At 66.5% G+C, this 25,081-nt stretch carries 39 protein-coding genes; 6 read left to right on the top strand and 33 right to left on the bottom strand.

What is annotated here, in order from left to right; translation table 11 throughout:
* Positions 1-41 precede the first annotated feature (41 nt).
* Positions 42-899 carry a phosphotransferase family protein gene (locus tag PV766_RS08180; protein WP_242496680.1) on the top strand — a complete coding sequence of 286 codons (858 nt, stop codon included), beginning with the start codon at positions 42-44 and terminating at the stop codon, positions 897-899.
* A 171-nt stretch (positions 900-1,070) separates the two neighbouring features.
* On the opposite strand, the gene PV766_RS08175 is transcribed toward PV766_RS08180, so the two are convergent.
* From PV766_RS08175 to infA, 9 genes are all read right to left on the bottom strand, one after another.
* The gene (locus PV766_RS08175; protein WP_421096925.1) at positions 1,071-2,072 is read right to left on the bottom strand and encodes an alpha/beta hydrolase; all 1,002 of its coding nucleotides are present in this window, start codon (positions 2,070-2,072) and stop codon (positions 1,071-1,073) included.
* Positions 2,073-2,107: 35 nt separating this feature from the next.
* Positions 2,108-2,944 carry a tRNA pseudouridine(38-40) synthase TruA gene (truA, locus tag PV766_RS08170; RefSeq protein WP_245959018.1) on the bottom strand — a complete coding sequence of 279 codons (837 nt, stop codon included), beginning with the start codon at positions 2,942-2,944 and terminating at the stop codon, positions 2,108-2,110.
* 65 nt (positions 2,945-3,009) lie between these two features.
* A complete protein-coding gene (gene rplQ / locus PV766_RS08165) occupies positions 3,010-3,564 on the bottom strand; it encodes a 50S ribosomal protein L17 (RefSeq protein WP_421096838.1) in 555 nt (184 codons plus the stop codon).
* A gap of 30 nt (positions 3,565-3,594) precedes the next feature.
* On the bottom strand, positions 3,595-4,656 hold the full coding sequence (locus PV766_RS08160) for a DNA-directed RNA polymerase subunit alpha (RefSeq protein ID WP_016932424.1): 1,062 nt from the start codon (positions 4,654-4,656) through the stop codon (positions 3,595-3,597).
* A 101-nt stretch (positions 4,657-4,757) separates the two neighbouring features.
* Positions 4,758-5,363, bottom strand: a complete 606-nt coding sequence (gene rpsD / locus PV766_RS08155; RefSeq protein WP_016932425.1) for a 30S ribosomal protein S4 — start codon at positions 5,361-5,363, stop codon at positions 4,758-4,760.
* 22 nt (positions 5,364-5,385) lie between these two features.
* Entirely contained in the window at positions 5,386-5,799 is a 414-nt protein-coding gene (rpsK, locus tag PV766_RS08150; RefSeq protein WP_006554585.1) for a 30S ribosomal protein S11, read from the bottom strand.
* Positions 5,799-6,167: a 30S ribosomal protein S13 gene (rpsM, locus tag PV766_RS08145; protein WP_016932426.1), complete on the bottom strand. Its 369-nt coding sequence runs from the start codon at positions 6,165-6,167 to the stop codon at positions 5,799-5,801. Before rpsM ends, rpsK begins: the two co-directional genes overlap by 1 nt.
* Positions 6,168-6,376: 209 nt before the next feature.
* The gene (gene rpmJ, locus PV766_RS08140) at positions 6,377-6,490 is read right to left on the bottom strand and encodes a 50S ribosomal protein L36 (RefSeq protein WP_003938068.1); all 114 of its coding nucleotides are present in this window, start codon (positions 6,488-6,490) and stop codon (positions 6,377-6,379) included.
* Between the two features lie 93 nt (positions 6,491-6,583).
* Positions 6,584-6,805, bottom strand: coding sequence for a translation initiation factor IF-1 (infA, locus tag PV766_RS08135; RefSeq protein ID WP_006554587.1), 222 nt, complete (start codon positions 6,803-6,805; stop codon positions 6,584-6,586).
* A gap of 220 nt (positions 6,806-7,025) precedes the next feature.
* On the opposite strand from infA, the gene dtd reads away from it, so the two are divergent.
* Positions 7,026-7,463, top strand: a complete 438-nt coding sequence (dtd, locus tag PV766_RS08130) for a D-aminoacyl-tRNA deacylase (protein ID WP_129976486.1) — start codon at positions 7,026-7,028, stop codon at positions 7,461-7,463.
* A 9-nt stretch (positions 7,464-7,472) separates the two neighbouring features.
* Here the strand turns inward: dtd and map are convergent, their stop codons facing one another.
* From map to rpsJ, 24 genes are all read right to left on the bottom strand, one after another.
* Positions 7,473-8,270 (bottom strand): type I methionyl aminopeptidase, encoded by a 798-nt coding sequence (gene map / locus PV766_RS08125; RefSeq protein WP_016932430.1) that lies wholly within the window; start codon positions 8,268-8,270, stop codon positions 7,473-7,475.
* 14 nt (positions 8,271-8,284) lie between these two features.
* Complete coding sequence (locus PV766_RS08120; RefSeq protein WP_016932431.1) at positions 8,285-8,830, bottom strand: adenylate kinase; 546 nt, start codon at positions 8,828-8,830, stop codon at positions 8,285-8,287.
* On the bottom strand, positions 8,827-10,140 hold the full coding sequence (gene secY, locus PV766_RS08115; protein WP_016932432.1) for a preprotein translocase subunit SecY: 1,314 nt from the start codon (positions 10,138-10,140) through the stop codon (positions 8,827-8,829). The genes PV766_RS08120 and secY overlap by 4 nt, the downstream gene beginning before the upstream one ends.
* Before the next feature lie 203 nt (positions 10,141-10,343).
* Positions 10,344-10,787 (bottom strand): 50S ribosomal protein L15, encoded by a 444-nt coding sequence (gene rplO, locus PV766_RS08110; RefSeq protein WP_016932433.1) that lies wholly within the window; start codon positions 10,785-10,787, stop codon positions 10,344-10,346.
* 2 nt (positions 10,788-10,789) lie between these two features.
* Positions 10,790-10,969 carry a 50S ribosomal protein L30 gene (rpmD, locus tag PV766_RS08105; RefSeq protein ID WP_006554593.1) on the bottom strand — a complete coding sequence of 60 codons (180 nt, stop codon included), beginning with the start codon at positions 10,967-10,969 and terminating at the stop codon, positions 10,790-10,792.
* The gene (gene rpsE, locus PV766_RS08100; RefSeq protein WP_006554594.1) at positions 10,969-11,616 is read right to left on the bottom strand and encodes a 30S ribosomal protein S5; all 648 of its coding nucleotides are present in this window, start codon (positions 11,614-11,616) and stop codon (positions 10,969-10,971) included. The genes rpmD and rpsE overlap by 1 nt, the downstream gene beginning before the upstream one ends.
* A gap of 31 nt (positions 11,617-11,647) precedes the next feature.
* Positions 11,648-12,055 carry a 50S ribosomal protein L18 gene (rplR, locus tag PV766_RS08095; protein ID WP_026002910.1) on the bottom strand — a complete coding sequence of 136 codons (408 nt, stop codon included), beginning with the start codon at positions 12,053-12,055 and terminating at the stop codon, positions 11,648-11,650.
* A 2-nt stretch (positions 12,056-12,057) separates the two neighbouring features.
* Positions 12,058-12,597, bottom strand: coding sequence for a 50S ribosomal protein L6 (gene rplF, locus PV766_RS08090; protein ID WP_006554596.1), 540 nt, complete (start codon positions 12,595-12,597; stop codon positions 12,058-12,060).
* A 15-nt stretch (positions 12,598-12,612) separates the two neighbouring features.
* Positions 12,613-13,011 (bottom strand): 30S ribosomal protein S8, encoded by a 399-nt coding sequence (gene rpsH, locus PV766_RS08085; RefSeq protein ID WP_006554597.1) that lies wholly within the window; start codon positions 13,009-13,011, stop codon positions 12,613-12,615.
* A gap of 173 nt (positions 13,012-13,184) precedes the next feature.
* Positions 13,185-13,370: a type Z 30S ribosomal protein S14 gene (locus PV766_RS08080; protein WP_006554598.1), complete on the bottom strand. Its 186-nt coding sequence runs from the start codon at positions 13,368-13,370 to the stop codon at positions 13,185-13,187.
* Between the two features lie 4 nt (positions 13,371-13,374).
* Positions 13,375-13,941: a 50S ribosomal protein L5 gene (gene rplE, locus PV766_RS08075; protein ID WP_006554599.1), complete on the bottom strand. Its 567-nt coding sequence runs from the start codon at positions 13,939-13,941 to the stop codon at positions 13,375-13,377.
* A 1-nt stretch (position 13,942) separates the two neighbouring features.
* Entirely contained in the window at positions 13,943-14,260 is a 318-nt protein-coding gene (rplX, locus tag PV766_RS08070; RefSeq protein ID WP_006554600.1) for a 50S ribosomal protein L24, read from the bottom strand.
* Positions 14,260-14,628, bottom strand: a complete 369-nt coding sequence (gene rplN, locus PV766_RS08065) for a 50S ribosomal protein L14 (RefSeq protein WP_006554601.1) — start codon at positions 14,626-14,628, stop codon at positions 14,260-14,262. The genes rplX and rplN overlap by 1 nt, the downstream gene beginning before the upstream one ends.
* Before the next feature lie 290 nt (positions 14,629-14,918).
* Positions 14,919-15,203 carry a 30S ribosomal protein S17 gene (rpsQ, locus tag PV766_RS08060; protein WP_024101619.1) on the bottom strand — a complete coding sequence of 95 codons (285 nt, stop codon included), beginning with the start codon at positions 15,201-15,203 and terminating at the stop codon, positions 14,919-14,921.
* On the bottom strand, positions 15,200-15,436 hold the full coding sequence (rpmC, locus tag PV766_RS08055) for a 50S ribosomal protein L29 (RefSeq protein WP_006554603.1): 237 nt from the start codon (positions 15,434-15,436) through the stop codon (positions 15,200-15,202). The genes rpsQ and rpmC overlap by 4 nt, the downstream gene beginning before the upstream one ends.
* Complete coding sequence (rplP, locus tag PV766_RS08050) at positions 15,436-15,852, bottom strand: 50S ribosomal protein L16 (RefSeq protein ID WP_006554604.1); 417 nt, start codon at positions 15,850-15,852, stop codon at positions 15,436-15,438. Before rplP ends, rpmC begins: the two co-directional genes overlap by 1 nt.
* A 4-nt stretch (positions 15,853-15,856) precedes the next feature.
* The gene (gene rpsC / locus PV766_RS08045) at positions 15,857-16,654 is read right to left on the bottom strand and encodes a 30S ribosomal protein S3 (protein WP_059382415.1); all 798 of its coding nucleotides are present in this window, start codon (positions 16,652-16,654) and stop codon (positions 15,857-15,859) included.
* On the bottom strand, positions 16,654-17,046 hold the full coding sequence (gene rplV / locus PV766_RS08040; RefSeq protein ID WP_006554606.1) for a 50S ribosomal protein L22: 393 nt from the start codon (positions 17,044-17,046) through the stop codon (positions 16,654-16,656). Before rplV ends, rpsC begins: the two co-directional genes overlap by 1 nt.
* Positions 17,043-17,324 carry a 30S ribosomal protein S19 gene (gene rpsS, locus PV766_RS08035; RefSeq protein WP_003938088.1) on the bottom strand — a complete coding sequence of 94 codons (282 nt, stop codon included), beginning with the start codon at positions 17,322-17,324 and terminating at the stop codon, positions 17,043-17,045. Before rpsS ends, rplV begins: the two co-directional genes overlap by 4 nt.
* 19 nt (positions 17,325-17,343) lie before the next feature.
* The gene (gene rplB, locus PV766_RS08030) at positions 17,344-18,177 is read right to left on the bottom strand and encodes a 50S ribosomal protein L2 (RefSeq protein ID WP_026003489.1); all 834 of its coding nucleotides are present in this window, start codon (positions 18,175-18,177) and stop codon (positions 17,344-17,346) included.
* A 38-nt stretch (positions 18,178-18,215) separates the two neighbouring features.
* The gene (gene rplW / locus PV766_RS08025; protein ID WP_016935026.1) at positions 18,216-18,521 is read right to left on the bottom strand and encodes a 50S ribosomal protein L23; all 306 of its coding nucleotides are present in this window, start codon (positions 18,519-18,521) and stop codon (positions 18,216-18,218) included.
* Positions 18,518-19,201, bottom strand: coding sequence for a 50S ribosomal protein L4 (gene rplD / locus PV766_RS08020; protein ID WP_064063812.1), 684 nt, complete (start codon positions 19,199-19,201; stop codon positions 18,518-18,520). Before rplD ends, rplW begins: the two co-directional genes overlap by 4 nt.
* On the bottom strand, positions 19,198-19,851 hold the full coding sequence (gene rplC, locus PV766_RS08015; RefSeq protein WP_064063811.1) for a 50S ribosomal protein L3: 654 nt from the start codon (positions 19,849-19,851) through the stop codon (positions 19,198-19,200). Before rplC ends, rplD begins: the two co-directional genes overlap by 4 nt.
* A gap of 45 nt (positions 19,852-19,896) precedes the next feature.
* Complete coding sequence (gene rpsJ / locus PV766_RS08010; RefSeq protein WP_003938093.1) at positions 19,897-20,202, bottom strand: 30S ribosomal protein S10; 306 nt, start codon at positions 20,200-20,202, stop codon at positions 19,897-19,899.
* A gap of 852 nt (positions 20,203-21,054) precedes the next feature.
* Here rpsJ and PV766_RS08005 point away from each other — a divergent pair.
* From PV766_RS08005 to PV766_RS07990, 4 genes are all read left to right on the top strand, one after another.
* Complete coding sequence (locus PV766_RS08005; RefSeq protein ID WP_421096837.1) at positions 21,055-22,155, top strand: ATP-binding cassette domain-containing protein; 1,101 nt, start codon at positions 21,055-21,057, stop codon at positions 22,153-22,155.
* On the top strand, positions 22,152-23,003 hold the full coding sequence (locus PV766_RS08000) for an ABC transporter permease (RefSeq protein ID WP_421096836.1): 852 nt from the start codon (positions 22,152-22,154) through the stop codon (positions 23,001-23,003). Before PV766_RS08005 ends, PV766_RS08000 begins: the two co-directional genes overlap by 4 nt.
* Before the next feature lie 4 nt (positions 23,004-23,007).
* Positions 23,008-23,859 carry an ABC transporter permease gene (locus tag PV766_RS07995; RefSeq protein ID WP_421096835.1) on the top strand — a complete coding sequence of 284 codons (852 nt, stop codon included), beginning with the start codon at positions 23,008-23,010 and terminating at the stop codon, positions 23,857-23,859.
* Positions 23,860-23,959: 100 nt separating this feature from the next.
* Positions 23,960-25,024, top strand: coding sequence for an esterase/lipase family protein (locus PV766_RS07990; RefSeq protein ID WP_421096834.1), 1,065 nt, complete (start codon positions 23,960-23,962; stop codon positions 25,022-25,024).
* The last annotated feature ends 57 nt before the right edge of the window (positions 25,025-25,081 follow it).

Here is a 25,081-nt window from a genome sequence, read left to right as displayed (position 1 = left end):
GGACGACAGCCGCACGGCACGAAGGTCGCTAGAGTGCCTTCATGCCGGACGCCCTGGAGCGGCTCACCCCACAGCAACGTCACCTGCTGACGCAGCGATTCGGCCGCACGGTCGTGGTCGCCGACATGAGCTGGGGACTGGTGTCGACCACCGTCCTCGCGATCGACACCGCCGAGGGTCGGCTCGTCGTGAAGGCCGGTGGGGCGCCCGATCGCCACATCGGACGCGAGATCAGCGCCCACGAGCGCTGGACCGGTCCGTGGGTGGGGTGCGGGCGGGCCGCCCGGATGGTGTTCGCCGACCGGGCGACGAAACTCGTGGTGACGGAGTATCTTCCGGGCCGGTTGATCCAGGGTACGGCAGCCTCGTCGTCCCTCGATGTCTACGAGCAGGCCGGGGCGCTGCTCGCGCAGTTCCACCGCCAGGAGCGGATCGTGGACGAGGGGTACGAGCGATCGGCGAACGCGAAGACCCTGCGGTGGCTGGCGGCGGCGCACCGCATCGGTCCCGAGGCCGCCGGCCGGCTGCGGGCGATGGTCGAAGGATGGCCGACACCGACGGCCACCCTGGTGCCCACCCACGGCGATTGGCAGAGCCGGAACTGGCTCGCCGACGACGCGGGAGTGGTGAAGGTGATCGATTTCGGCCGCGCCGCCCTGCGTCCCGCGGGTGAGGACTTCGAACGGCTCGCGGTGCGCGAGTTCCTCCGGGTTCCGGGCGCCGAGCAGGCCTTCCTGCGCGGCTACGGAGAGGATCCGCGGGAGGCGGAGGCCTGGTTCCGTCAGCGCGTGCGCGCGGCGGTCGCGGTCGCGGTGTGGGCTTTCCATGTGGGCGACGACTCCTACGAGGCCGAGGGCCATCGCATGATCGCGAGGCTCCTGCTCGCCCCTCGGTTCTAGCGCATCGACGCATACACGGAGACGATCACATGCTTCTCGGTTCGCTCGATGCGCTCATCGGCAACGTCCCCGAGTTCCCGGACCGGCTGATCCGACGAGCACATGAGAACGCCCGAGGGGGCGAGGTCGCGGACCTCACCCCCTCGGCGCGTGCCGCGCAGTGTTGTCGTGTCAGGCGCCGATGGCCTCGCCGAGCACCGACCACGACTCGTGCAAGGCCTCCTGCCAGTAACCCCAGGTGTGGGTGCCCTCGGACCGGATGGAATAGGTCGCCTCGACGCCGGCTGCGTCCAGCGCACCGCGCAGCCGCGTCGTGCAGTCGCTCACACCGGCCTCGATGAGCCCCAGCAGAGCCACGTCGGGAAGGACGGCGACACCGGACTGCTCCCACGCCTTCAGTTCGTACGGACCGGGGACACCGCTACTCGTGGAGACGTAGACGGCCTTGCCGCGCAACTTCTCCGCGTTGCGCACGACGTCCTGTTCGTTCCAGTATTCGCCTGCGACCGGTCCCCACATGTTCTCGGCCTCACCGCCCCCGAACCCGACGACGATCTCCGCGTAACGCGAACCGGTCTCCGTGGCGGTCTCGGCGCATCCGCTGTACGAACCCACACCCTGGTAGAGATCCGGCGCGTGCTGGGCGAGGGCCAGCGCCGACGTCGCCGACATCGACACACCCGCGATCGCGTTCCGGCCGCTCGCCCCGAGCGTCGCGTCGACCACCGACGGGACCTCCTCGGTGAGGAAGGTCGTCCACTTGTTGCGTCCGAGAACGGGATCGTCCTCGAGCCAGTCGGTGTAGTAGCTGAACGCGCCACCGATCGGGGTGACGACGTTGACGTTCTTGTCGCCGAAGAACTCCACGACGTCGGTCTGCTCGCGCCAGGTCGCCCGGTCCTGTCCCCCGCCGGCACCGTTGAGCAGGTAGAAGACCGGTCGCGGAGCGCTCGTGTCGGCCGGACGCAGCACCTGCAACTCGATCGTGCGATCCATCGACGGCGAGTACACGAACAAGGACCAGTCGCGGTCCGTGTGCTTCTCGATGCGTTCGACAGTCGCGCTCTGCGACCGGGTCTCGCCGGTCGCGGCAGCCGGGGACTCGTCGGCGTGGGCAACCGCGGCACCGGGCAGGACCAGCGACGAGACGGCGAGCGCCCCGATCATCCCCATCAACGCAAACCGTCGTGCGCGCACATTCGTTCCCTTCATCCGCAACAGCCGGGCGTGATGGGCCCGCGCATCTCCCGCGTCGCAGCGTTGCGCGCGGCCAGTTCCTCGTCAGCAGGGTAGTCGACGCGGACCAGTGACAGGCCGTGAGCCGGTGCCACCGCTACGGACGCCGCGCGTTCGCGCGCCTCGAGCAGGGCCGTCATCCAGTCGACGCTGCGGCGCCCCTCCCCCACGGCCAGGGCCGCGCCGACGAGACTGCGCACCATCGACCAGCAGAAGGCGTCGGCGCTGACGTAGGCGGTGAGGATGTCGTCCTCACGGGTCCAGTCGTATCGCTGCAGTTCGCGTACGGTCGTCGCACCCTCGCGACGCTTGCAGAAGGCGGCGAAGTCGTGGAGACCGAGCAGTGAGTGCGAGGCGCGTCGCATCGCATCGAGATCGACGGCCTTCGGCCACGAAACGGTGTCGCGCGCCCGCAGCGGCTCGGCGCCGTACACCGCTGTGGTGAGGCGGTATTCGTAGTGACGCCGGATCGCCGAGAAGCGCGCGTCGAAATGCTCGGGGGCGACGGAGATCCCGGTGACACGCACGTCGCGGGGCAGGAACCGTGCGAGACGCCGGACCCAGCGCGACGGATCGTCGGGCAGCGCCGCGGTGGGTACGTCGACGTGGGCGACCTGCCCGGAAGCGTGCACGCCGGCGTCGGTGCGACCGGCGACGGTGAGCAGCACGGGGGTCCGGACGATCGCGGAGATCTTCTCCTCGATCTCCCCGCACACCGTGCGGCGACCGGGTTGCCGTGCCCAGCCGGAGAAGTCGGTGCCGTCGTAGGCGATGTCGAGTCGCAGACGTGTCGTCTCGTGAGAAGCCACGAGCCCGCCGCCCTCGGAAGGGACGGCGGGCTCGTGAGCTTCAGCAGATGCCGAAACCAAGTGGACTAGTCCTTCTTGGCCTCGTCGGCCTCGGGTGCGTCGGCAGCCGTGGCGTTGGTGTCCTCGACACCCTCGACGACGGCGTCGGCGTTCGCGACCTCGGCGGCGGTGGCCTCGGCCTCGACGGCCTGGACCGCGTTGTCCTCGGCGGGTGCCTGCGAGGCGGCGACGCGACGTGCGCGGTCGGCCTCGGAGGTGACGGTCTTCTCGCGCACCAGTTCGATGATGGCCATGGGGGCGTTGTCGCCCTTGCGCGGCATCGTCTTGATGATGCGGGTGTAACCGCCGTTGCGGTCCTCGAAGGAGGGACCGATCTCCGCGAACAGCGAGTGGACGACGTCCTTGTTGCGGATGACCTTCAGCACCTCACGACGCGAGGCCAGCGTGCCGGCCTTGGCGTGCGTGACGAGCTTCTCGGCGTACGGGCGCAGGGCCTTGGCCTTGGCCTCGGTGGTGGTGATGCGGCCGTGCTCGAAGAGCGCGGTGGCCAGGTTGGCCATGAGCGCCTTCTGATGCGAGGCCGATCCGCCGAAGCGGGCGCCCTTCTTGGGCTTGGGCATGATTTTCTCCTAGTAACGGACCGTGAGCTGCTACAGCTGCTCGGTCTCGGCGTAGTCCTCGTTGCCGTCGTTGTCACCGAAGGAGCCGGCGTCGGTGTCGCTCCAGGTACCGGTCGCGGCGTCGTAACCGGCGACGGTGCTGGGGTCGAACGATGCCGGGCTGTCCTTGAGGGACAGGCCGAGCGAGTGCAGCTTGACCTTGACCTCGTCGATGGACTTCTGGCCGAAGTTGCGGATGTCGAGCAGGTCGGACTCCGTGCGTGCCACGAGCTCGCCGACGGTGTGAACACCCTCGCGCTTGAGGCAGTTGTAGGACCGGACCGTGAGGTCGAGGTCCTCGATCGGAAGTCCGAAGGAGGCGATGTGGTCGGCCTCGGCGGGCGAGGGACCGATCTCGATGCCTTCTGCTTCGACGTTCAGCTCACGAGCCAGACCGAAGAGCTCCACGAGGGTCTTGCCCGCCGAGGCGAGCGCGTCCCGCGCGCTGATCGAGTTCTTGGTCTCCACGTCGAGAATGAGCCGATCGAAGTCGGTGCGCTGCTCGACGCGGGTCGCTTCCACCTTGTACGTCACCTTGAGCACCGGCGAGTAGATCGAGTCGACCGGGATGCGGCCGATCTCGGCGCCGGACGCCTTGTTCTGCACGGCAGGAACGTAGCCGCGACCGCGCTCGACGACGAGCTCGATCTCCAGCTTGCCCTTGTCGTTCAGGGTGGCGATGTGCAGGTCCGGGTTGTGGATGGTGACACCGGCCGGGGGCACGATGTCGCCGGCCGTGACGGTGCCCGGTCCCTGCTTGCGGACGTACATGGTGACCGGCTCGTCCTCTTCCGAGCCGACCACGAGACCCTTGAGGTTCAGGATGATGTCGGTGACATCCTCCTTCACGCCGGGAACGGTGGTGAACTCGTGGAGCACGCCGTCGATGCGGATGCTGGTGACGGCTGCGCCCGGGATCGAGGAGAGCAGGGTGCGACGAAGCGAGTTGCCGAGGGTGTACCCGAAGCCAGGCTCGAGCGGCTCGATGACGAACTTCGAGCGGTTGTCAGCGATGACCTCTTCGGTCAGTGTGGGTCGCTGAGAGATGAGCATCTGTTGCCTCCTTGTGGGCGTCCGCCATATGACGCCCTAGTGGAATGGAGTGGTGTCCTCCCGTCCGGGTGGACCGGAGGACACCACGACACCGAGGTGTCTTACTTCGAGTAGTACTCGACGATCAGCTGTTCCTGCAGCGGGATGTCGATCTGTGCACGCTCGGGGAGCTGGTGGACCAGCACCCGCAGACGCGGACCGACGACCTGCAGCCAACCCGGGATCGGGCGCTCGCCCTGGGTCTCGCGCGCGACCTGGAAGGGTAGCGTGCTCAGCGACTTCTCGCGGACATCGATGATGTCGTACTGCGAGACGCGGTAGCTGGGGATGTCGACCTTCTTGCCGTTGACCAGGAAGTGGCCGTGGCTGACCAGCTGGCGGGCCTGACGACGCGTGCGGGCGAGGCCGGCACGGTAGACGACGTTGTCCAGACGCGACTCGAGGATGGCCAGCAGAACCTCACCGGTCTTGCCGGGGCGGCTTGCGGCCTCTTCGTAGTAGCGGCGGAACTGCTTCTCCATGACACCGTAGGAGAAGCGGGCCTTCTGCTTCTCCTGCAGCTGGAGCAGGTACTCGCTCTCCTTGATCCGCGCGCGGCCGTGCTGGCCGGGCGGGTAGGGGCGACGCTCGAAGGCCTGATCGCCTCCGACCAGGTCGACACGGAGACGACGCGACTTACGGGTGACGGGACCGGTATAACGAGCCATTATTCTTTACCTTCCTTTCCCGTTAGACGCGACGCCGCTTGGGCGGACGGCAACCGTTGTGCGGCTGCGGGGTGACATCGGAGATGGTGCCGACCTCGAGGCCTGCGGCCTGGAGCGAACGGATCGCCGTCTCGCGACCCGAACCCGGGCCCTTGACGAAGACGTCGACCTTCTTGACACCGTGTTCCTGCGCCTTGCGGGCGGCGTTCTCGGCGGCGAGCTGCGCGGCGAACGGGGTCGACTTGCGCGAGCCCTTGAAGCCGACGTGGCCGGAGGACGCCCAGGAGATCACGTTGCCCTGCGGGTCCGTGATGGACACGATGGTGTTGTTGAACGTGCTCTTGATGTGAGCGGCGCCGTGCGGAACGTTCTTCTTGTCCCTGCGCCGTGCCTTCTGGGTCTTCTTCGGACCGGTGCTGCGTGACTTGGGAGGCATTACTTCTTCTTTCCTGCGACGGTGCGCTTCGGACCCTTACGGGTGCGGGCGTTGGTCTTGGTGCGCTGTCCACGCACGGGCAGACCACGACGGTGTCGCAGGCCCTGGTAGCAGCCGATCTCGATCTTGCGGCGGATGTCCGCCTGAACCTCGCGACGGAGGTCGCCCTCGACCTTGTAGCTCTCCTCGATGTACTCGCGGAGCTTGGCGAGGTCCTCGTCCGTCAGATCCTTGCTGCGCAGGTCCGGGCTGACGCCGGTGGCCTCGAGGATCTCCTTGGAGCGGGTACGGCCGATGCCGTAGATGTACGTGAGTGCGATCTCCATCCGCTTTTCGCGGGGAAGATCGACACCTGCGAGACGTGCCATGTGGCATTCCTATTCGGTGTGCGGAGGTCTGCTCCCAGCCCGTCCCCTGCGTCGAAGAACTGTGTAGATCATGAACACAGTGGGGCCCCGGCCTCCGTACCGGGGGTTGATCGCGCAGCTCCTCGACGGATCGAGGATCGTAACCACGCGACTGGTGCTGGAAGGTCTTCGTGCTTGTTGCCAAGCAGATCTTCGAGACGAAGGTGGATCTAGCCCTGACGCTGCTTGTGACGCAGGTTCTCGCAGATCACCATGACCCGCCCGTTACGGCGGATCACCTTGCACTTCTCGCAGATCTTCTTGACGCTAGGCTGAACCTTCACGTAAGTCCGATCTCCTGTATGTGCGCCGCCGGACACGGCAGAAGCCGGCCCGGCGACATGATTCCCCCCGACCGTGTGGCCGGGGAAGCTTCGTTACTTGTAGCGGTAGACGATGCGTCCACGCGTGAGGTCGTAAGGAGAAAGCTCCACGACAACGCGGTCCTCGGGAAGGATACGAATGTAGTGCTGACGCATCTTTCCGCTGATGTGGGCGAGAACCTTGTGCCCGTTCTCCAGCTCGATGCGGAACATCGCATTGGGCAGCGGTTCGATTACCCGGCCCTCGACCTCGATTGCCCCGTCTTTCTTAGCCATATCCTCCGCGATCCGTTGTTCGGCGTTGTGGTTGCATCGGCATCCGTTACCGTGACGCTCGGCAACTCCGGAACCGGACACGAACCGACATTCGACAGGAAATCGACACGGGACCGATCGGAGCGCAGCGCGCACCACCGATCAATGGTACGGGAAGTTGACCGTCCAGGACAAATGAGCTCGGGCACACGTGTGCCTGCAACTACGAGGAGGACGTCGCGTGCGAGCGTTGATTCAACGGGTGACCACGGCGGCAGTGTCGGTCGACGGAGTCGAGGTGGCCCGTATCATCCCGGCCGGCGGCAGTCACGGCCTTCTCGTGCTCGTCGGCGTCACGCACGACGACGACGAGGCGAAGGCCGCGACGCTCGCCCGGAAGGTGTGGACGATGCGCATCCTCGAGGACGAGAGATCCGCTTCCGACGTCGACGCTCCGATCCTCGTGGTCAGCCAGTTCACGCTCATGGCCGACACGAGGAAGAGCCGGCGCCCGTCCTGGTCGGCCGCCGCTCCACGTGCGGTCGCCGAGCCTCTCGTCGATGCCTTCGCGAACGCCCTGCGCGATCTCGGCGCGAGCGTCGAGACGGGGAAGTTCGGGGCACACATGGAAGTGAGCCTTGTCAACGACGGCCCCGTCACGCTCCTCGTCGAGGTGTGACCCGGTTCGTCACTCGGGGCGGAGCGTGAGGATCCGCGGGCCGTCCTCGGTCACCGCGACCGTGTGCTCCCAGTGCGCGGCCCGGCTGCCGTCGACGGTCACGACCGTCCACTCGTCGTCGAGGACCTCGGTCTCGTAGGTGCCGAGGGTGAGCATCGGCTCGACTGCGAGCACCGAGCCGACGACGAGCTTCGGGCCCTTGCCGGGCTTGCCCTCGTTGGGGAGGAACGGATCCATGTGCATCTCGCGTCCGATACCGTGCCCGCCGTAGCCGTCGACGATGCCGTACGACCGGCCGTGCAGCTTCTCCGCGGCGTGTGTGCCCTGCTCGATCGCGTGCGAGACGTCGGTCAAACGGTTCCCCGGAAGCATCGCCGCGATGCCGGCCTCGAGCGACAGGCGGGTGGCCTCGCTGAGGTCGATGTCGGCCTGCGACAGCTCGCCGATGCCGAAGGTCCACGCCGAGTCGCCGTGCCAGCCGTCGAGGATCGCACCGCAGTCGATCGAGACGAGATCGCCCTCCGCGAGGACCACCGACGCCGACGGGATGCCGTGGACGACGACCTCGTTGACCGACGAGCAGATCGAACCGGTGAAACCGTGGTAGCCCAGGAAGGACGGAACGGCCCCCGCGTCACGGATGACCGATTCCGCCACCTGGTCGAGTTCGAGGGTGCTCACGCCCGGCTCGGCGGCCTCACGCACTGCGACGAGTGCGGAACCGACCACGGCTCCGGCCGCCGCCATCGCGTCGAGTTCACCCGAGGTGCGGAACGGAACCACTGAGCGCTTGCGCCCGAAACCCATGTCGTACTACCCGTCTACTTTCCGAGTGCGGACAGAGCCCGCTCGTTGATCTCCTCGACCTCGCCGATCGCGTCGACCGTGATGATCGAATCGGTGTAGTAGTCGAGAAGCGGTGCCGTCTCCTCACGGTAGACCCGGAGGCGGTTGCGGATCACGTCCTCGGTGTCGTCGGCGCGACCGCGGGCGAGCATGCGCTCGACGACCACGTCCTCGTCGACGACGAAGGACAGCACGCCGTCGAGTTCGACACCGAGATCCTTCAAGATGTTCCGGAGTTCCTCGGCCTGCTCCACGCTCCGCGGGAAACCGTCGAGGAGGAAGCCGTTGGCCGCGTCCGGCTCGGCCAGACGCTCCCGCACCATGTTGTTGGTGATCTCGGCGGGGACGAGCTCCCCAGCGTCGATGTACTTCTTGGCCTCGACGCCGAGCGGGGTGCCCTGCCCGATGTTCGCGCGGAAGAGATCGCCCGTCGAGATGGCGGGGACGCCGAGCTTCTCGGACAGAATCGCGGCCTGCGTGCCCTTGCCGGCACCGGGAGGACCGAGGAGTACAAGTCTCACTTGAGGAACCCTTCGTAGTTGCGCTGCATCAATTGACTTTCGATCTGCTTGACAGTGTCCAGCGCGACACTGACGAGAATGAGAACCGCGGCGCCACCGAAGATGCTCGAGGCCGTCTGGCTGCCGGACAGGAAGAAGTTCGGCAGCGTCGCGATGAGACCGAGGTAGATCGAGCCCGGAACCGTGATGCGGTTGAGCACGAAACTGAGATATTCGGCGGTCGGCCGCCCGGGCCGGATGCCCGGGATGAACCCGCCGTACTTCTTCATCTCGTCGGCTCGTTCCTCCGGATTGAAGGTGATGGCGACGTAGAAGAAGACGAAGAACACGATCAGCGCGAAGTAGATCGCGATATAGACCGGGTTGTTCGGGTTGACCAGGTACTCGTTGATGATCCGCTGCCACCAGCTCGGATCGGGGTTCGTCGTGGCACCGGTGAGCTGCGCGACGAGATTCGGCAGGTACAGCAGCGACGACGCGAAGATGACGGGGATGATGCCCGCCTGGTTGACCTTCAGCGGCAGGTAGGTCGACGACCCGCCGTACATGCGCCGGCCGACCATGCGCTTGGCGTACTGGACAGGGATCCGGCGCTGTCCCTGCTCGATGAACACGACACCCGTGATGAGGACCAGGGCCACGACGCAGACGATCGCGAAGACGAGACCACCGCGGGATTCGAGGATCATGCGGCCCTCGCTCGGCAGCGCGGCCGCGATACCCGAGAAGATCAGCAGCGACATGCCGTTGCCGACCCCGCGTTCGGTGATGAGCTCACCGAACCACATCACGACGGCGGCGCCCGCGGTCATCACCAGCACGATGACGACCATCGCAAAGATGCTGTCGTCGGCGAGGATCGGTTCCGAACAGCCCTGCAGCAGCTGCCCTCGGGCGGCGAGGGCGACGATGCCGGTCGCTTGCAGAACGGCGAGCGCGACGGCGAGATAACGCGTGTACTGCGTCATCTTGGCCTGGCCGGACTGGCCTTCCTTGCGCAGTTCCTCGAAGCGTGGAATGACCACGGTGAGCAGCTGCACGATGATGCTCGCGGTGATGAACGGCATGATGCCGATCGCGAAGACCGACAGCTGCAACAGCGCGCCGCCGGAGAACAGGTTGATCAGCGAGTAGATACCGGCCTGCTCGCTGCCGGCGAGCTGATCGACACAGGCCTGGACGTTGCCGTAGTCGACGCCCGGGGACGGCACGGTAGCGCCGAGGCGGTACAGCGCCACGAGCCCGAGGGCGATGAGAATCTTCCGCCTCAGGTCCGGTGTCCTGAGGGCCGAGACGAAGGCGGAAAGCAAAGATCCTCCTGGCGGGCCGATCGGGGACGACGGATCGAGAAGGATCCGTCGGACGGTAGACAACTCTGAAACTCTAACAGTGGCCCCCGAGGAGAGGGGTAGCCCGGTAGCCTATGTCACCGCTGCGAACGCGCGAACGGCCGCGGTGCAGGGATCTGCACCGCGGCCGTTCGACAGCCGTGACTCACACGCGAAAGTACAGGTCAGGCCTGGACGGTCGCGCTGCCACCGGCGGCAGCGATCTTCTCCTGAGCGGAGGCGGAGAACTTGTGGGCGGTGACCTGCACGGCCACCGTCAGCTCGCCCTCGCCGAGGACCTTGACGAGCTGGTTCTTGCGAACCAGACCCTTCGCCACGAGGTCCGCGACACCGATCTGTCCACCCTCGGGGAACACGCGAGCGATGTCCCCGACGTTGACGATCTGGTACTCGGTACGGAATGCGTTCTTGAAACCCTTGAGCTTCGGCAGACGCATGTGGATGGGCATCTGGCCACCCTCGAAGGCCGGCGACACGTTCTTGCGTGCCTTCGTGCCCTTCGTACCGCGGCCGGCGGTCTTGCCCTTCGAACCCTCACCGCGTCCGACGCGGGTCTTGTCCGTCTTCGCACCCGGAGCCGGGCGCAGGTGATGCAGCTTGATGGTCATTCTCAGACCTCCTCAACAGTGACGAGGTGACGCACCACGTTGATGAGGCCACGATTCTGCGCATTGTCCTCGCGGACGACGGACTGGCGGATCTTCCGCAGACCGAGGGTCCGGAGGCTGTCGCGCTGATTCGACTTGGCCCCGATGGTGCTCTTGATCTGGGTGATCTTCAGCTCTGCCATTACTTCACGCTCCCAGCAGCCTGTGCACGTGCGCGCAGCATGCCGGCGGGGGCAACTTCCTCGAGGGTGAGGCCACGGCGAGCCGCGACTTCCTCGGGACGCTGCAGACCCTTGAGGGCCGCAACCGTCGCGTGCACCACGTTGATGGCGTTGTCGGAGCCGAGCGACTTCGACAGGATGTCGTGGACACCCGCGCACTCCAGCACCGCGCGCACAGCGCCACCGGCGATGACACCGGTACCGGGGGAAGCCGGACGCAGCAGGACGACACCGGCTGCAGCCTCTCCCTGGACGGGGTGGGTGATGGTTCCGCCGATGAGCGGGACGCGGAAGAAGTTCTTGCGAGCTTCCTCGACACCCTTCTGGATGGCCGCGGGAACTTCCTTGGCCTTGCCGTAGCCGACGCCGACCAGGCCGTTGCCGTCGCCCACGATCACCAGAGCGGTGAAGCTGAAGCGACGACCGCCCTTGACGACCTTCGACACACGGTTGATCGAGACGACACGCTCGATGTAGTTCGACTTCTCGGCAGCGTTGCCGCCACGCGAGTCGCGGTCGCGGCGGTCGCGACCGCCGCGGTTGTCACCGCTGTTGGGGTTCTGTCCGGCGGGGCCGTTGCCGCCGTCACGCCGCTGACGTCCCGGCATCAGGCGTTCCTTCCGTTCGAGAAAATGGTCATCAGAACTTCAACCCGCTTTCGCGAGCCGCGTCCGCGAGGGCCGCGATGCGTCCGCTGTAGGTGTGGCCACCGCGGTCGAAGACCACGGCTTCCACGCCGGCAGCCTTCGCGCGCTCGGCGATCAGCTGACCGACCTTCGCGCCGCGAGCCTTCTTGTCGCCCTCGAGAGCGCGCACATCGGGTTCGATGGACGACGCTGCGGCGAGGGTGGTGCCCGTCAGATCGTCGATCAGCTGCACGTGCAGGTGACGCGACGACCGGTTGACGACGAGGCGGGGACGCTCGGCGGTGCCGGAGATCTTCTTGCGGAGGCGGAAGTGACGACGCGTCTTCGAAAGGCGACGCGTGGTGGAGGCGTCCTTGCCGCGCGGGATGCGCTTGGCCTTCTGGTTCTCGGTCTGGCTCATGATCACTTACCCGTCTTTCCGACCTTGCGACGGACCTGTTCACCCTCGTAGCGGATGCCCTTGCCCTTGTAGGGGTCGGACTTGCGCAGCCGGCGGATGTTGGCCGCGATCTGGCCGACCTTCTGCTTGTCGATGCCCGAGATCGAGAAGCGCGTGGGGTTCTCGACGGCGAACGTGATGCCCTCGGGCGCCTCGATCAGCACGGGGTGGCTGTAACCGAGCGAGAACTCGAGGTCCTTGCCCTTGAGGGCCACGCGGTAGCCGACGCCGTGGATCTCCATCTTGGTGGTGTAACCCTCGGTCACACCGACGATGAGGTTCTGCACGAGCGTCCGCGACAGGCCGTGCAGCGCGCGGCTGCGACGCTCGTCGTTCGGGCGCGTGACGTTGATTGCCCCGTCCTCGCCCTTGGCGACGGCGATCGGCTCGGCGATCGTCAGGGACAGGTTGCCCTTGGGGCCCTTGACTGCAACATCCTGGCCGTCGATGGTGATCTCGACGCCCGAAGGAACTGCAACGGGGAGTTTTCCGATTCGCGACATTGTGGTGGCCTCCCTTTACCAGACGTAGGCGAGGACTTCCCCGCCCACTCCCTGCTTGGCCGCCTGGCGATCGGTGAGCAGGCCGGAGGACGTGGAGATGATCGCCACGCCGAGGCCGCCCAGGACCTTGGGCAGGTTGGTGGATTTCGCGTACACGCGCAGGCCGGGCTTCGACACGCGGCGCACGCCGGCAAGGCTGCGCTCACGGGAAGGTCCGTACTTGAGGTCGACGATGAGGGTCTTGCCCACCTCGGCGTCCTCGGTGCGGTAGTCGGAGATGTAGCCCTCGCGCTTGAGGATCTCGGCGATGTTCACCTTGATCTTCGAGGACGGGAGCTTGACCTCGTCGTGGTACGCCGTGTTGGCGTTACGCAGACGCGTCAAGAAGTCTGCGATGGGGTCGGTCATGGTCATGGCTGACCTGTTCACCTTTCTCGATGCGGTTCCCATGCAACGCCGGAACATGCCGGCCGTGGGCCTACATCGAAACTCGGTTTCGATAGCGGATTCGTCGACGGATCGGCGACGAACCCATGACAGCGTGACAGTGGGCGGAGAACTACTCGGTCCTCCGCCCACCGCTCACGTCACCAGGAGCTCTTGTGAACTCCCGGAAGTTCTCCGCGGTGTGCCATCTCGCGAAGGCAGATGCGGCAGAGTCCGAACTTGCGGAAGACCGAGTGCGGGCGCCCGCAGCGCTGGCAGCGGGTGTAGGCGCGCACCGCGAACTTCGGCTTCTTGTTGGCCTTGTTGACCAGTGCCTTCTTAGCCATGGGCTCAGTTCTCCTTGAACGGGAAGCCGAGGTGCTTGAGCAGGGCACGGCCTTCTTCGTTGTTGGTAGCGGTGGTCACGACAGTGATGTCCATGCCGCGCGGGCGGTCGATCTTGTCCACGTCGATCTCGTGGAACATCGACTGCTCGTTCAGGCCGAACGTGTAGTTGCCGTTGCCGTCGAACTGGTTGCCGTTGAGGCCGCGGAAGTCCCGGATACGGGGAAGCGCGATGGACACGAGACGGTCCAGGAACTCCCACATGCGGTCGCCGCGCAGCGTGACGCGCGCACCGATCGGCATGCCCTCGCGCAGCTTGAACTGTGCGATGGACTTGCGGGCCTTGCGGATCTCCGGCTTCTGACCGGTGATGAGCGCGAGGTCGTTGACGGCTCCGTTGATGAGCTTCGCGTCGCGGGCGGCGTCGCCGACACCCATGTTGACGACGACCTTCACGACGCCGGGGATCTGCATGACGTTCGCGTAGTCGAACTCCGCGTTCAGCGCGTCCTTGATCTCGGCACGGTAGCGGGCCTTCAGGCGCGGCTGGGTCTTGTTCTCGGTGGAAGTCATGTCAGAGGTCCTTCCCGTTCTTCCGGGAAATCCGAACGCGCTTGCCGGTTTCCTCGTCGGTGCGGTAGCCCACGCGAGTGGGGTTTCCGTCCGAGTCGACGACCGCAACGTTGGAAACGTGGATCGGGGCCTCCTGCGTCACGATGCCGCCGGAGGAGGCGCCACGCTCGTTCGCAGAGACGGCGGTGTGCTTCTTGATACGGTTCACGCCCTCGACGAGGACCTTGCCGGTCGCCGGGTAGGCCGCGATGACCTTGCCCTTGGCGCCCTTGTCCTTGCCCGAGATGACGAGCACGGTGTCACCCTTGTGCACCTTCATCACAGCACCTCCGGAGCGAGCGAGACGATCTTCATGAACCGCTTGTCGCGGAGTTCGCGACCGACGGGTCCGAAGATGCGGGTGCCGCGAGGATCGTTGTCGCCCTTGATGATGACGGCAGCGTTCTCGTCGAACTTGATGTACGAGCCGTCCGGCCGGCGGCGCTCCTTGGCGGTGCGCACGATCACGGCCTTGACGACGTCGCCGCGCTTGACGTTGCCGCCGGGGATCGCGTCCTTGACGGTGGCGACGATGACGTCACCGATTCCGGCGTAGCGACGGGACGAGCCACCGAGAACGCGGATGCAGAGGATCTCCTTGGCACCCGTGTTGTCGGCGACACGCAGTCGCGACTCCTGCTGGATCACTTACTTCTCCTTGACCTGGATTGGTGTGTACGTCAGATTTCCGACCTGGACGTACGCGGTCGTCGGCTGCACACGACGCACGTGCGAATCACACACGGGTCCTGTAAGCAACCCGTCCAGAGTAGGCCATATACCGTACGCAGGGCAAATTCGCGAATTGTGATGCCCCTCCCCACCCCGGAACCGGGCGTGTCGCGAGCGGCGGTGCCTACCGGACGCACAGCACCCCACCACCCGTGATGCGGGCGGTGGGGTGCTGCATGATCTCGTTCCGTCGAGGACGAGGAGGCCTACTTGGCCTTCTCGAGCACCTCGACCAGACGCCAGCGCTTCGACGCGGACAGCGGACGGGTCTCCATCAGCTGAACGCGGTCGCCGATGCCGGCCAGACCGTTCTCGTCGTGCGCCTTCACCTTGGTGGTACGGCGGATGATCTTGCCGTACAGCGGGTGCTTCACGCGGTCCTCGAGCTCGACGACGATGGTCTTCTCCATCTTGTCGGAGACGACGTAGCCGATGCGGACCTTACGGCTCGCGCGCTGTTCCTGGTTGCTCACTGCCTTTTCCTCACTCATGCCACGTCACCCGCATTCGGGCCGGTGGCCAGTCCGAGCTCGCGCTCGCGCAGCACCGTGTAGATACGGGCGATCTCGTTGCGCACGACGCGAAGCCGACGGTTGTTGTCCAGCTGGCCGGTGGCCATCTGGAAGCGGAGGTTGAACAGCTCTTCCTTGGCCTCGCGGAGCTTGTCGGTCAGCTCCTCGTCGCTCAGCTCGCGGAGTTCTGCGGCGGGGGTACCGGTAGCCATCAGAACTGCTCCTCCCTCGTCACGATGCGGCACTTGCAGGGGAGCTTGTGCATCGCACGACGCAGGGCTTCGCGCGCAATCTCCTCGTTGGGGTAGCTCATCTCGAACAGCACGCGACCGGGCTTGACGTTCGCGACCCACCACTCCGGCGAACCCTTACCGGAACCCATGCGGGTCTCGGCGGGCTTCTTCGTGAGCGGACGATCCGGGAAGATGTTGATCCAGATCTTGCCGCCACGCTTGATGTGCCGGGTCATGGCGATACGAGCGGACTCGATCTGCCGGTTGGTGATGTAGGCCGGCTCGAGAGCCTGGATGCCGTAGTCACCGAAGGCCACCTGGGTTCCGCCCTTGGCGGCACCCGTACGGCTCGGATGGTGCTGCTTGCGGTGTTTGACCCGCCGGGGGATCAACATTGCGTCAGCCCTCCTTGTTCTCGGTCGAGGCAGGAGCGTCGCTCGATGCGGCGCGGCCGGCCTCGGTGCTCGTCGCGGTGGTGCCCGACGCGCCGGAACGACGCGGGCGGCTCGGACGCTCACGACGCGGCCGGTCGGCGGGAGCGGCTGCAGCAGCAGCGAGCTCACGACGGCCACCGACGATGTCGCCCTTGTAGATCCAGACCTTCACGCCGATACGGCCGAAGGTGGTCCGTGCCTCGTAGAGGCCGTAGTCGATATCCGCGCGCAGCGTGTGCAGCGGGACGCGACCTTCGCGGTAGAACTCCGAACGCGACATCTCGGCGCCACCGAGGCGGCCCGAGCACTGCACGCGGATGCCCTTGACGTTCGGCTGACGCATGGCCGACTGGATGGCCTTGCGCATCGCACGACGGAAGGCGACACGGTTCGAGAGCTGCTCGGCGACGCCCTGCGCCACGAGCTGAGCCTCGGACTCCGAGTTCTTGACCTCGAGGATGTTCAGCTGGACCTGCTTACCGGTCAGCTTCTCCAGCTCGGCGCGGATGCGATCGGCCTCGGCGCCGCGGCGTCCGATGACGATGCCCGGACGAGCGGTGTGGATGTCCACACGCACACGGTCGCGGGTGCGCTCGATCTCGACCTTCGCGATGCCGGCGCGCTCGAGGCCGGAGGCCAGGAACTTGCGGATCGCGACATCTTCCTTGACGTAGTCCGCGTACTGCTTGTCGGCGTACCAACGAGACTTCCAGTCGGTGGTGATGCCCAGACGGAAGCCGTGCGGGTTGATCTTCTGGCCCACTACTGAGCTCCCTTCCGGCGGTTACGAGTCGAAGCCGACCCGACGCTTTCCACGATCACGGTGATGTGGCTCGACCGCTTGCGGATGCGGAACGCACGGCCCTGGGCGCGCGGCTGGAACCGCTTCAGGGTCGCGCCCTCGTCCACGTACGCCGTCGCGACGACGAGCGTGCTGGGGTCGAGGTTGTAGTTGTTCTGCGCGTTCGCAGCGGCCGACGCGATCACCTTGGCGACCGGCTCGGCCGCGGCCTGCGGCGCGAACTTGAGGATGGCCAGGGCCTCCTCGACGGACTTACCGCGAACGATGTCGACGACGCGGCGCGCCTTCATCGGGGTCACGCGCACGTGGCGCGCAACAGCCCGAGCGCTGTTGGTGGTGGTTTCAGTGCTCATCGACGCTTGCTCTTCCGGTCGTCCTTGATGTGGCCCTTGAACGTACGGGTCGGCGCGAACTCACCGAGCTTGTGACCGACCATGGACTCCGAGACGAACACCGGCACGTGCTTGCGTCCATCGTGGACAGCGAACGTATGACCGATGAAGTCGGGCAGAATCGTGGAACGGCGCGACCAGGTCTTGATGACCTGCTTGGTGCCCTTCTCGTTCTGCGTGTCCACCTTCGCCAGGAGGTGGTCGTCGACGAACGGGCCCTTCTTGAGGCTGCGTGGCATTCTCTAACTCCCTCCTTGACTAGCGCTTCTTGCCGGTACGGCGACGACGGACGATGAGCTTGTCGGACGCCTTGTTCTTGCGGGTGCGGCCCTCGGGCTTGCCCCACGGGCTGACCGGGTGGCGACCACCCGAGGTCTTGCCCTCGCCACCACCGTGCGGGTGGTCGACCGGGTTCATCACGACACCACGGACCGTCGGGCGCTTGCCCTTCCAGCGCATACGGCCGGCCTTGCCCCAGTTGATGTTCGACTGCTCGGCGTTGCCGACCTCGCCGACGGTGGCGCGGCAGCGCACGTCGACGCGACGGATCTCACCGGAGGGCATACGCAGCGTGGCGTAGGTGCCTTCCTTACCGAGGAGCTGGATGCTCGCACCGGCGGAACGGGCCATCTTGGCGCCGCCACCCGGACGCAGCTCGACCGCGTGGATGGTCGTACCCGTCGGGATGTTGCGCAGCGGCAGGTTGTTGCCCGGCTTGATGTCGGCGTTGGGGCCCGACTCGATCGGGGCGCCCTGCACGAGTCCCTTGGGAGCGATGATGTAGCGCTTCTCGCCGTCCACGTAGTGGAGCAGCGCGATGCGCGCGGTGCGGTTGGGGTCGTACTCGATGTGAGCGACCTTGGCCGGCACGCCGTCCTTGTCGTTGCGACGGAAATCGATCAGGCGGTAGGCGCGCTTGTGTCCGCCACCCTTGTGACGGGTGGTGATGCGGCCGTGCGCGTTACGTCCACCGCGACCGTGCAGCGGGCGGATCAGCGACTTCTCGGGCGTCGACCGAGTGATCTCGGCGAAGTCCGACACGCTGGCGCCACGGCGGCCCGGCGTAGTCGGCTTGTACTTACGGATTGCCATGAGTCTTCTCGTCCTCTATCTCTCGAGAGTTCCGATCGCTAGGCGACCGGGCCTCCGAAGATCTCGATGGGCTTGCTGTCGGCCGCGAGGGTCACGAGCGCGCGCTTGGTGTCCTTGCGCTTGCCGTAACCGAAACGGGTCCGCTTGCGCTTGCCCTGACGGTTGGCGGTGTTGACGCTGCTCACCTTGACGCCGAAGACCTTCTCGACGGCAATCTTGATCTGCGTCTTGTTCGAGTCCGGGTGCACCAGGAAGGTGTAGGTGCCCTCTTCCATCAGCCCGTAGGACTTCTCGGAGACGACGGGAGCCAGCAGGATGTCGCGAGGATCGGCGATCGTGCTCACTTGCTCTCCTCCTTCACTTCCTGGCCGGACTCGGCCGGCCCGTGGATGAACGTGTTGAGCGCCTCGACGCTGAACACGACGTCATCGCTGTAGAGCACGTCGTAGGTGTTCAGCTGATCCGGCGCGAGCACGTGGACGTTCGGCAGGTTCTGCGCGGACTTCCACGCCGCGATGTCCTGGCGACCGACGACGAGCAGCAGGTTCTTGCGATCCGACAGCTCAGCGAGGAAGGTGCGGGCACCCTTGGTCGACGGGGTCTGGCCCGCGACGAGCTCGGTGATCACGTGGATGCGCTCGTTGCGCGCCCGGTCGGAGAGGGCACCGCGCAGAGCGGCGGCCTTCATCTTCTTGGGGGTGCGCTGGCTGTAGTCGCGCGGCTGCGGGCCGTGGACGACGCCACCGCCGGCGAACTGCGGCGCACGGGTCGAGCCCTGACGTGCGCGGCCGGTGCCCTTCTGGCGGTACGGCTTCTTGCCACCACCGCGGACGTCGCCGCGGGTCTTGGTGGAGTGCGTTCCCTGACGAGCCGCGGCGAGCTGCGCGGTGACGACCTGGTGCAGCAGCGCGATGTTCGCGGGAGCGTCGAAGATCTCGGCGGGGAGATCGACGGAGCCGGAGGTCTGGCCACCGGGGGCCTTGACGTCCAAGGTCAGCTTGGTTGCGGTCTCGGTGCTGGTCATGCCCGTGCACCACCCTTCACTGCGGTCTTGACGATCACGAGGCCGCCCTTGCGACCCGGGATCGCGCCCTTGATCAGCAGCAGCCCGTTCTCGGCGTCCACCTTGTGGACCGAGAGGTTCTGCGTCGTGATGCGGTCGGAGCCCATACGGCCGGACATGCGCGTGCCCTTGAACACGCGGCCCGGGGTGGCGCAGCCACCGATGGAACCCGGACGGCGGTGCACGGCCTGCGTACCGTGCGACGCGCCCTGGCCGGCGAAGCCGTGACGCTTCATGGTGCCGGCGAAGCCCTTGCCCTTGGAAGTTCCGGTGACGTCGACGTAGGCGCCGTCCTCGAAGACCTCCGCAGTGAGTTCCTGGCCGACCTCGTACTCGGAGGCGTCCTCGACCCGGAGCTCGACCAGGTGACGGCGCGGCGTGACGCCGGCCTTGTCGAACTGGCCGCGAACCGGCTTGTTGACCTTGCGCGGCGCGATGGCACCGTAGGCGAGCTGCACGGCGTTGTAGCCGTCGCGCTCCTCGGTACGGATCTGCGTGACCACGTTCGGTCCGGCCTTGACGACGGTCACCGGGACGACCCGGTTGTTCTCGTCGAAGACCTGGGTCATGCCGAGCTTGGTGCCCAGGATTCCCTTGATCTGGTTAGTCATGTGTTGTCTCCGCTGCGTCTTTCACAAGCTCGCTGTAATCGAATGTCACTGAATGTTGACGTCGACGCTTGCCGGGAGATCGATGCGCATGAGCGCGTCGACGGTCTTCGGCGTCGGGTCGAGGATGTCGATGAGCCGCTTGTGCGTCCGCATCTCGAAGTGCTCGCGCGAGTCCTTGTACTTGTGCGGCGAGCGGATGACGCAGTACACGTTCTTTTCAGTGGGCAACGGCACCGGGCCGACCACGCGGGCACCCGTACGGGTCACCGTCTCGACGATTTTGCGCGCAGATGCGTCGATCGCCTCGTGGTCATAGGCCTTGAGCCTGATGCGGATCTTCTGTCCCGCCACGCTTAGTGTCCTTTTCTTGCCGCGTTTCGTGATCCCCGGCGGAGCCGGGAAATCACCTCGTCTGCACAGTTCCCCGAGGAACGGCGACCGAGAACAGCACTCGAAACACAGTGCGAGCCGGACGTATCCGATCCGCTTGCCGCTGTTCATCTGTCATTGTTCTCCGGCCCACGCGGTCGGGCGTGTCGGCCCGCCGCTCATTCCCCGGCGTCGAGACTCGTAGGCTTCGACACCGCAAGGAACGGAACCGGCTGTGCTCGCAGGAGCACACAGGGGTACTGCTTCCGTCTTGCATGTGGCCGCGACCAGGCCGTGAGGCTCGATCCGCGACTGTCACGTCTTTCCCGATCCGAGCCGCGAAACATCCATGGCCCGGTCAAGGCAACCCGACCAGTATGCAGGAGCACGGCCGAGAGTTCAACTCACGACGGTGCGTGATGTGCGCCTCCACAGGGCACGCCGCGCGGTCGGGTCTGCGCGATCGACCCTGACCGATGGGGTTCATCGGCAGTGTCCGTACCGGCGCAGCCGCTCCATCGTATTCGCCGGGACGGGACCGGCGTCGGGAGGGGCCTGCGTGATCGCGGTCGGGGAACGGAGGCGGTCGCGTCCCACGAGCGGCTGCTGCAGGCACTGCGCCGCGACGACGTCGAAGCCGCCGGGCGCGCGCACTTCACCGACGGGCCCGCCGCCTCGTCGATCATCGCGACGATCTCGGCGTCCGGTCCTGACCTGCGGACGCGGACGAGCGTGTCCGTCCGCACCTCCCGGAACCGTGCGTCCCGGTACGATTCCGACGGTGACGGACCGACCCGTCCCCGACAGGGACCGAGATCTACGGCGGGGTGTGATGTGAGCGATCACGACCAGGCAGTTCTCGTAGAGGACGTCCACAAGTCCTTCGGCGAGGTCCGCGCGCTCGACGGGATCAGTTTTTCCGCACCGCCGGGCCGCGTCCTCGGCATTCTCGGTCCCAACGGCGCCGGCAAGACCACGATGGTCAAGGTGCTGTCGACCCTCCTGCGGCCCACCTCGGGTCGCGCCGTGGTCGCCGGGCACGACGTGGTGACCGAGGCCGCCGCGGTCCGGCGTTCGATCATGATGACCGGTCAGTTCGCCGCGCTCGACGACACCCTCACCGGTCGCGAGAATCTGATCCTGTTCGGTCGCCTGATGGGGCTCGACAAGAAGTCCGCCACGCGACGAGCGGACGAACTGCTCGAGGAGTTCGATCTCGTCGACGCCGGTCGCCGCCCCGTGAAGGGCTATTCCGGCGGCATGCGCCGACGGGTCGACATCGCGTGCGGCCTCGTGGTCCGCCCCAAGGTGGTCTTCCTCGACGAGCCCACCACCGGACTCGACCCGCGTAGCCGGCAGGGTGTGTGGTCGCTGGTGGCGGCACTCAAGGAGCAGGGCATCACGGTGTTGCTGACGACGCAGTACCTCGAAGAAGCGGATGTGCTGAGCGACAACATCATCGTCATCGACAAGGGGACGGTGATCGCGGAGGGCACCGCGAACCAGTTGAAGTCGTCCGCAGGCGGCACCCATTGCGAGATCGTCCCGGTCGACCCGCGCGCGATACCCGAGCTCCTCCGGGCACTCGACGGTCTCCTCCCGCGGGATCCGAAGAAGGGCACGGTCCCCGAGACGGATCGGGTGTCCGTTCCGGCGCCCGGCGGCGCCGCGACCCTCACCGAGGTGCTGCGGCGTATCGAACCCCTGGGTGTAGAGCTCGCCGACATCGGCCTGCGGCGGCCCTCCCTCGACGACGTCTTCCTCCGGCTCACCGGGCACTCGGCGTCCACTCCGGACGGTCACGCTCCGGGAGCGTCCACCCCGGACGGCTGTGATCCGGAAGCGTCCGACACCGACCCGACCGCGCTCGCTCAGGGAACCGCTGCGCCTCCGTCCGAGCGAGCGGGACCTGCCCCGGCGGGGGAACGACCGTGACCGCCCGCACCGACGAGGTGACGGTGGCACGCTCACCGGAGTCCTCCTCGTTCGCTCCTCCGTCACGCCGGGGCGGCGCGCACCGCCGGATCACCCCGTCGTCGCTCGACCAGTGGTGGGTGCTGACGGCCCGTTCGCTGCGCACGATGGCCAGATACGGCGAGCTGGTCCTCGCGGTCCTGGCACCGTTCGTCTTCGGCCTGGGTTTCTACCTGCCGCTCAAGTTCGTCATGCAGCTGCAGGGCATCGACTACGCGCAGTTCCTCATGCCCATCATCGTGTTGCAGTCGATGGCGTTCACCGCCATCTCCGCGGCGCAACTGGCGGCGCAGGAGGGCACGACCGGTGTGACCTCCCGCCTGCAGACGATGCCCGTCGCCGCCGCGGCGCCGTTGGCGTCGCGGATGACGGCGAGCACGGTGCGATCGGTCATCTCCCTGGCGGCCGCGATCGGATTCGGTTATCTGATCGGTTTCCGTTTCTCCGCAGGGCTCGGGCAGGCGGTGTTGTTCTGCGCGACCGCACTGATCATCAGCGTGCTGTTGTGCCTGGGCGCCGATGCGATCGGCTGTCTGTCCCGGAGCCCCGAAGCGACCGCGCAGGCGCTGACCCTGCCGCAGTTGATCCTCGGGATGCTGTCGTGCGGTTTCGTGCCCGAGGAAGGATTCCCCGAGTGGATCAGGCCGTTCGTCCGCAACCAGCCGATCTCCCAGTTCTCCTTCGCGATGCGCGACATGGCCCAGGACGGGGTGACCTGGGAGGTCTTCCGCCCGAGTCTGTTCTGGATGATCGGGCTGGCCGTGATCTGCATTCCGGGGGCCGTATGGGCCGCGACGAGACGGGCGTGAGGCGATGAGCGGAACCGTCGAGACGTCGCGGGGGCCGGGCCACGGCTTCGCCTACCCGGAGCCGGATCGTATCCGCGGCGAGCGTTCGCTCGGTGCCCTGTGGGAGCACAGCCGTCTCCAGTGCGGACGGCTGCTGCTGAGGTGGGCCCGCGATCCCGCCACGATGATCCAGGCGCTCGTCTATCCGGCTCTGACGCTCGTGATGTTCCGTATCGTGCTCGGTGACAGCATCACTGCCGCGACCGGATATTCGTCGATCTTCGGCACCGTCCCCATGATCGTGCTCGTCGGCGCGATGTTCGGTTCGGTGGTCAGCGCGGTGGGATTGCGCACCGAACGTGATTCCGGTCTGCTGAGCCGATTCCACACGCTGCCCGTTCATCGTTCGGCGGGGCTCGTGGGCCGGTTGACGGCCGAGATGGTGCGCGTGTTCGTCACCTCTCTCGTGATCTTCGCCGCCGGCATGGCGCTGGGCTTCCGGTTCACCCAGGGTCTCGGTCCCACCCTGCTCATCCTCGTGGTCCCACTGATCTTCGGTCTGGGCTTCGCGATGATGGTGACCGCTCTGGCGACCCTGCCGGGGCGCACACCCCTGGTCGAGACCGTCTCGATCCTGTGCACCCTGCTCATGTTCTTCAACTCGGGGTTCGTGCCGGTCATGGCGTATCCGAGCTGGTTGCAACCCGTCGTGGCGAACCAGCCGATGTCCTGCGCGATCGACACGATGCGCGCGCTGGCGATGGGAGGGCCTGTCGCCGAGCCCTTCCTGAAGACGGTCGCGTGGTCGGTGGGGATGGTGGCGGTCTTCGTGGTCCCCGCCGTCGTCGGTTACCGGCGCTCGGCCGAACAGAATTGATCTTCCGCTGCCCGGATCGTCCCCCGACGGGCTGCTAACCTACTCGGCGATCCCCCAACCAGCACGAACATACGATCCCCATGTTCGTCGAGGAGTACCGATGATCCGTGCGCGTCGCAGCGTCGTAGCCACAGCCACTGCTGCCCTCGCCCTTGCGTCGTCGATGTTCGCCACCCCGGCGATATCGGCGGCCGATCCTGCCCCTGCCGCGCCGGCCGAGCCGGCGCCTACCATCACCGTGCCCGATCCGGTTCCCCTGCCCACCTCGTCAGACGCTCCGGGGAGCCCCCTCGCGACCCTGTTGAGCACGATGGGTGAGGGGGTCGAGGGAGCCAACGACCTCGGCTGCGTCCCGTCGCCGGAGCATCCCCGGCCGGTCGTGCTCGTGCACGGCACCGGGACGGGCATGTACCCCACGTGGGTCTACGTCGCTCCCGAACTCGCACGGCTCGGCTACTGCGTATACGCGTTGAACTACGGCGCTGCGCAGGGATACTTCGATCCCGACCGCACGGTCTGGGGTGTCTCGGACATCGAACGGTCCGCCGTGGAACTCGGAACGTTCGTCGATGCCGTTCGCGAGCACACCGGCTCCGAACAGGTGGATCTGGTCGGCCACTCGCAGGGCGGCGTCGTCTCCCGTCAGTACCTCAAGTTCGAGGGCGGGACGGACGCGACGGATCCCTCCCGCAACCGGGTCCGGAACCTCGTCATGCTGGGCGCGACGAATCACGGCACCACCTTCAACGGCCTGCAGCAGCTGTACACGGTGCTCGCGGTGCTCGGCGTGACGAACGGCAACGATGCCGTGGCCGAGTTGCTGTTCCGCGGGAGCAATCTCGGCGCGGCCGGGCAGCAGCAGCTGATCGGGTCGCGCATGCTCAGCAATCTCAACGAGGGTGGCGACACGCTTCCCGGCGTGACCTACACCTCGATCGCGACGCGCCACGATCAGATCGTCACACCGCCCGAGAGCTCGTTCCTGCGCCCGGGACCGGACGCCGAGGTCCACAACGTGTGGGTTCAGGACGGTTGCCCTGATTCGCCCGCCGACCACTCCACGATCCTCGTACGACCCGAATCACTCCACCTCGTGAAGTCGGCGCTCGACCCCGGATACGCTGAGGCCCACGCGGTGCCGTGCGACCTGCCCGAGAACGGATAGCGCCGGCGGCCTCGGCCGCCACGGACACCCGGCGATTCGCTCGTCGACACGGAAAGG

It is taken from the genome of Rhodococcus sp. As11 (assembly GCF_048957735.1).
GTDB classification, from domain to species: domain Bacteria; phylum Actinomycetota; class Actinomycetes; order Mycobacteriales; family Mycobacteriaceae; genus Rhodococcus; species Rhodococcus gordoniae.
Note: the sequence above shows the minus strand (reverse complement) of the source record. Positions and strands in the feature narration are given on the sequence as shown.

Excerpts from the sequence above, each read along its gene's own strand:
- PV766_RS08180 (WP_242496680.1), top strand. The coding sequence starts at position 42 with ATGCCGGACGCCCTGGAGCGGCTCACCCCACAGCAACGTCACCTGCTG.
- PV766_RS08175 (WP_421096925.1), bottom strand. The coding sequence starts at position 2,072 with ATGGGGATGATCGGGGCGCTCGCCGTCTCGTCGCTGGTCCTGCCCGGT.
- rplQ (WP_421096838.1), bottom strand. The coding sequence starts at position 3,564 with ATGCCCAAGCCCAAGAAGGGCGCCCGCTTCGGCGGATCGGCCTCGCAT.
- PV766_RS08160 (WP_016932424.1), bottom strand. The coding sequence starts at position 4,656 with ATGCTCATCTCTCAGCGACCCACACTGACCGAAGAGGTCATCGCTGAC.
- rpsD (WP_016932425.1), bottom strand. The coding sequence starts at position 5,363 with ATGGCTCGTTATACCGGTCCCGTCACCCGTAAGTCGCGTCGTCTCCGT.
- rpsK (WP_006554585.1), bottom strand. The coding sequence starts at position 5,799 with ATGCCTCCCAAGTCACGCAGCACCGGTCCGAAGAAGACCCAGAAGGCA.
- rpsM (WP_016932426.1), bottom strand. The coding sequence starts at position 6,167 with ATGGCACGTCTCGCAGGTGTCGATCTTCCCCGCGAAAAGCGGATGGAG.
- infA (WP_006554587.1), bottom strand. The coding sequence starts at position 6,805 with ATGGCTAAGAAAGACGGGGCAATCGAGGTCGAGGGCCGGGTAATCGAA.
- map (WP_016932430.1), bottom strand. The coding sequence starts at position 8,270 with ATGGGTTTCGGGCGCAAGCGCTCAGTGGTTCCGTTCCGCACCTCGGGT.
- rplO (WP_016932433.1), bottom strand. The coding sequence starts at position 10,787 with ATGACCATCAAGCTGCATCACCTGCGCCCGGCTCCGGGTGCGAAGACG.
- rpmD (WP_006554593.1), bottom strand. The coding sequence starts at position 10,969 with ATGGCAGAGCTGAAGATCACCCAGATCAAGAGCACCATCGGGGCCAAG.
- rpsE (WP_006554594.1), bottom strand. The coding sequence starts at position 11,616 with ATGCCGGGACGTCAGCGGCGTGACGGCGGCAACGGCCCCGCCGGACAG.
- rplR (WP_026002910.1), bottom strand. The coding sequence starts at position 12,055 with ATGAGCCAGACCGAGAACCAGAAGGCCAAGCGCATCCCGCGCGGCAAG.
- rplF (WP_006554596.1), bottom strand. The coding sequence starts at position 12,597 with ATGTCGCGAATCGGAAAACTCCCCGTTGCAGTTCCTTCGGGCGTCGAG.
- rpsH (WP_006554597.1), bottom strand. The coding sequence starts at position 13,011 with ATGACCATGACCGACCCCATCGCAGACTTCTTGACGCGTCTGCGTAAC.
- PV766_RS08080 (WP_006554598.1), bottom strand. The coding sequence starts at position 13,370 with ATGGCTAAGAAGGCACTGGTCAACAAGGCCAACAAGAAGCCGAAGTTC.
- rplE (WP_006554599.1), bottom strand. The coding sequence starts at position 13,941 with ATGACTTCCACCGAGAACAAGACCCAGCCGCGCCTGAAGGCCCGCTAC.
- rplX (WP_006554600.1), bottom strand. The coding sequence starts at position 14,260 with ATGAAGGTGCACAAGGGTGACACCGTGCTCGTCATCTCGGGCAAGGAC.
- rpsQ (WP_024101619.1), bottom strand. The coding sequence starts at position 15,203 with ATGAGTGAGGAAAAGGCAGTGAGCAACCAGGAACAGCGCGCGAGCCGT.
- rpmC (WP_006554603.1), bottom strand. The coding sequence starts at position 15,436 with ATGGCTACCGGTACCCCCGCCGCAGAACTCCGCGAGCTGAGCGACGAG.
- rplP (WP_006554604.1), bottom strand. The coding sequence starts at position 15,852 with ATGTTGATCCCCCGGCGGGTCAAACACCGCAAGCAGCACCATCCGAGC.
- rplV (WP_006554606.1), bottom strand. The coding sequence starts at position 17,046 with ATGAGCACTGAAACCACCACCAACAGCGCTCGGGCTGTTGCGCGCCAC.
- rpsS (WP_003938088.1), bottom strand. The coding sequence starts at position 17,324 with ATGCCACGCAGCCTCAAGAAGGGCCCGTTCGTCGACGACCACCTCCTG.
- rplB (WP_026003489.1), bottom strand. The coding sequence starts at position 18,177 with ATGGCAATCCGTAAGTACAAGCCGACTACGCCGGGCCGCCGTGGCGCC.
- rplD (WP_064063812.1), bottom strand. The coding sequence starts at position 19,201 with ATGACCAGCACCGAGACCGCAACCAAGCTGACCTTGGACGTCAAGGCC.
- rplC (WP_064063811.1), bottom strand. The coding sequence starts at position 19,851 with ATGACTAACCAGATCAAGGGAATCCTGGGCACCAAGCTCGGCATGACC.
- PV766_RS07995 (WP_421096835.1), top strand. The coding sequence starts at position 23,008 with ATGAGCGGAACCGTCGAGACGTCGCGGGGGCCGGGCCACGGCTTCGCC.
- PV766_RS07990 (WP_421096834.1), top strand. The coding sequence starts at position 23,960 with ATGATCCGTGCGCGTCGCAGCGTCGTAGCCACAGCCACTGCTGCCCTC.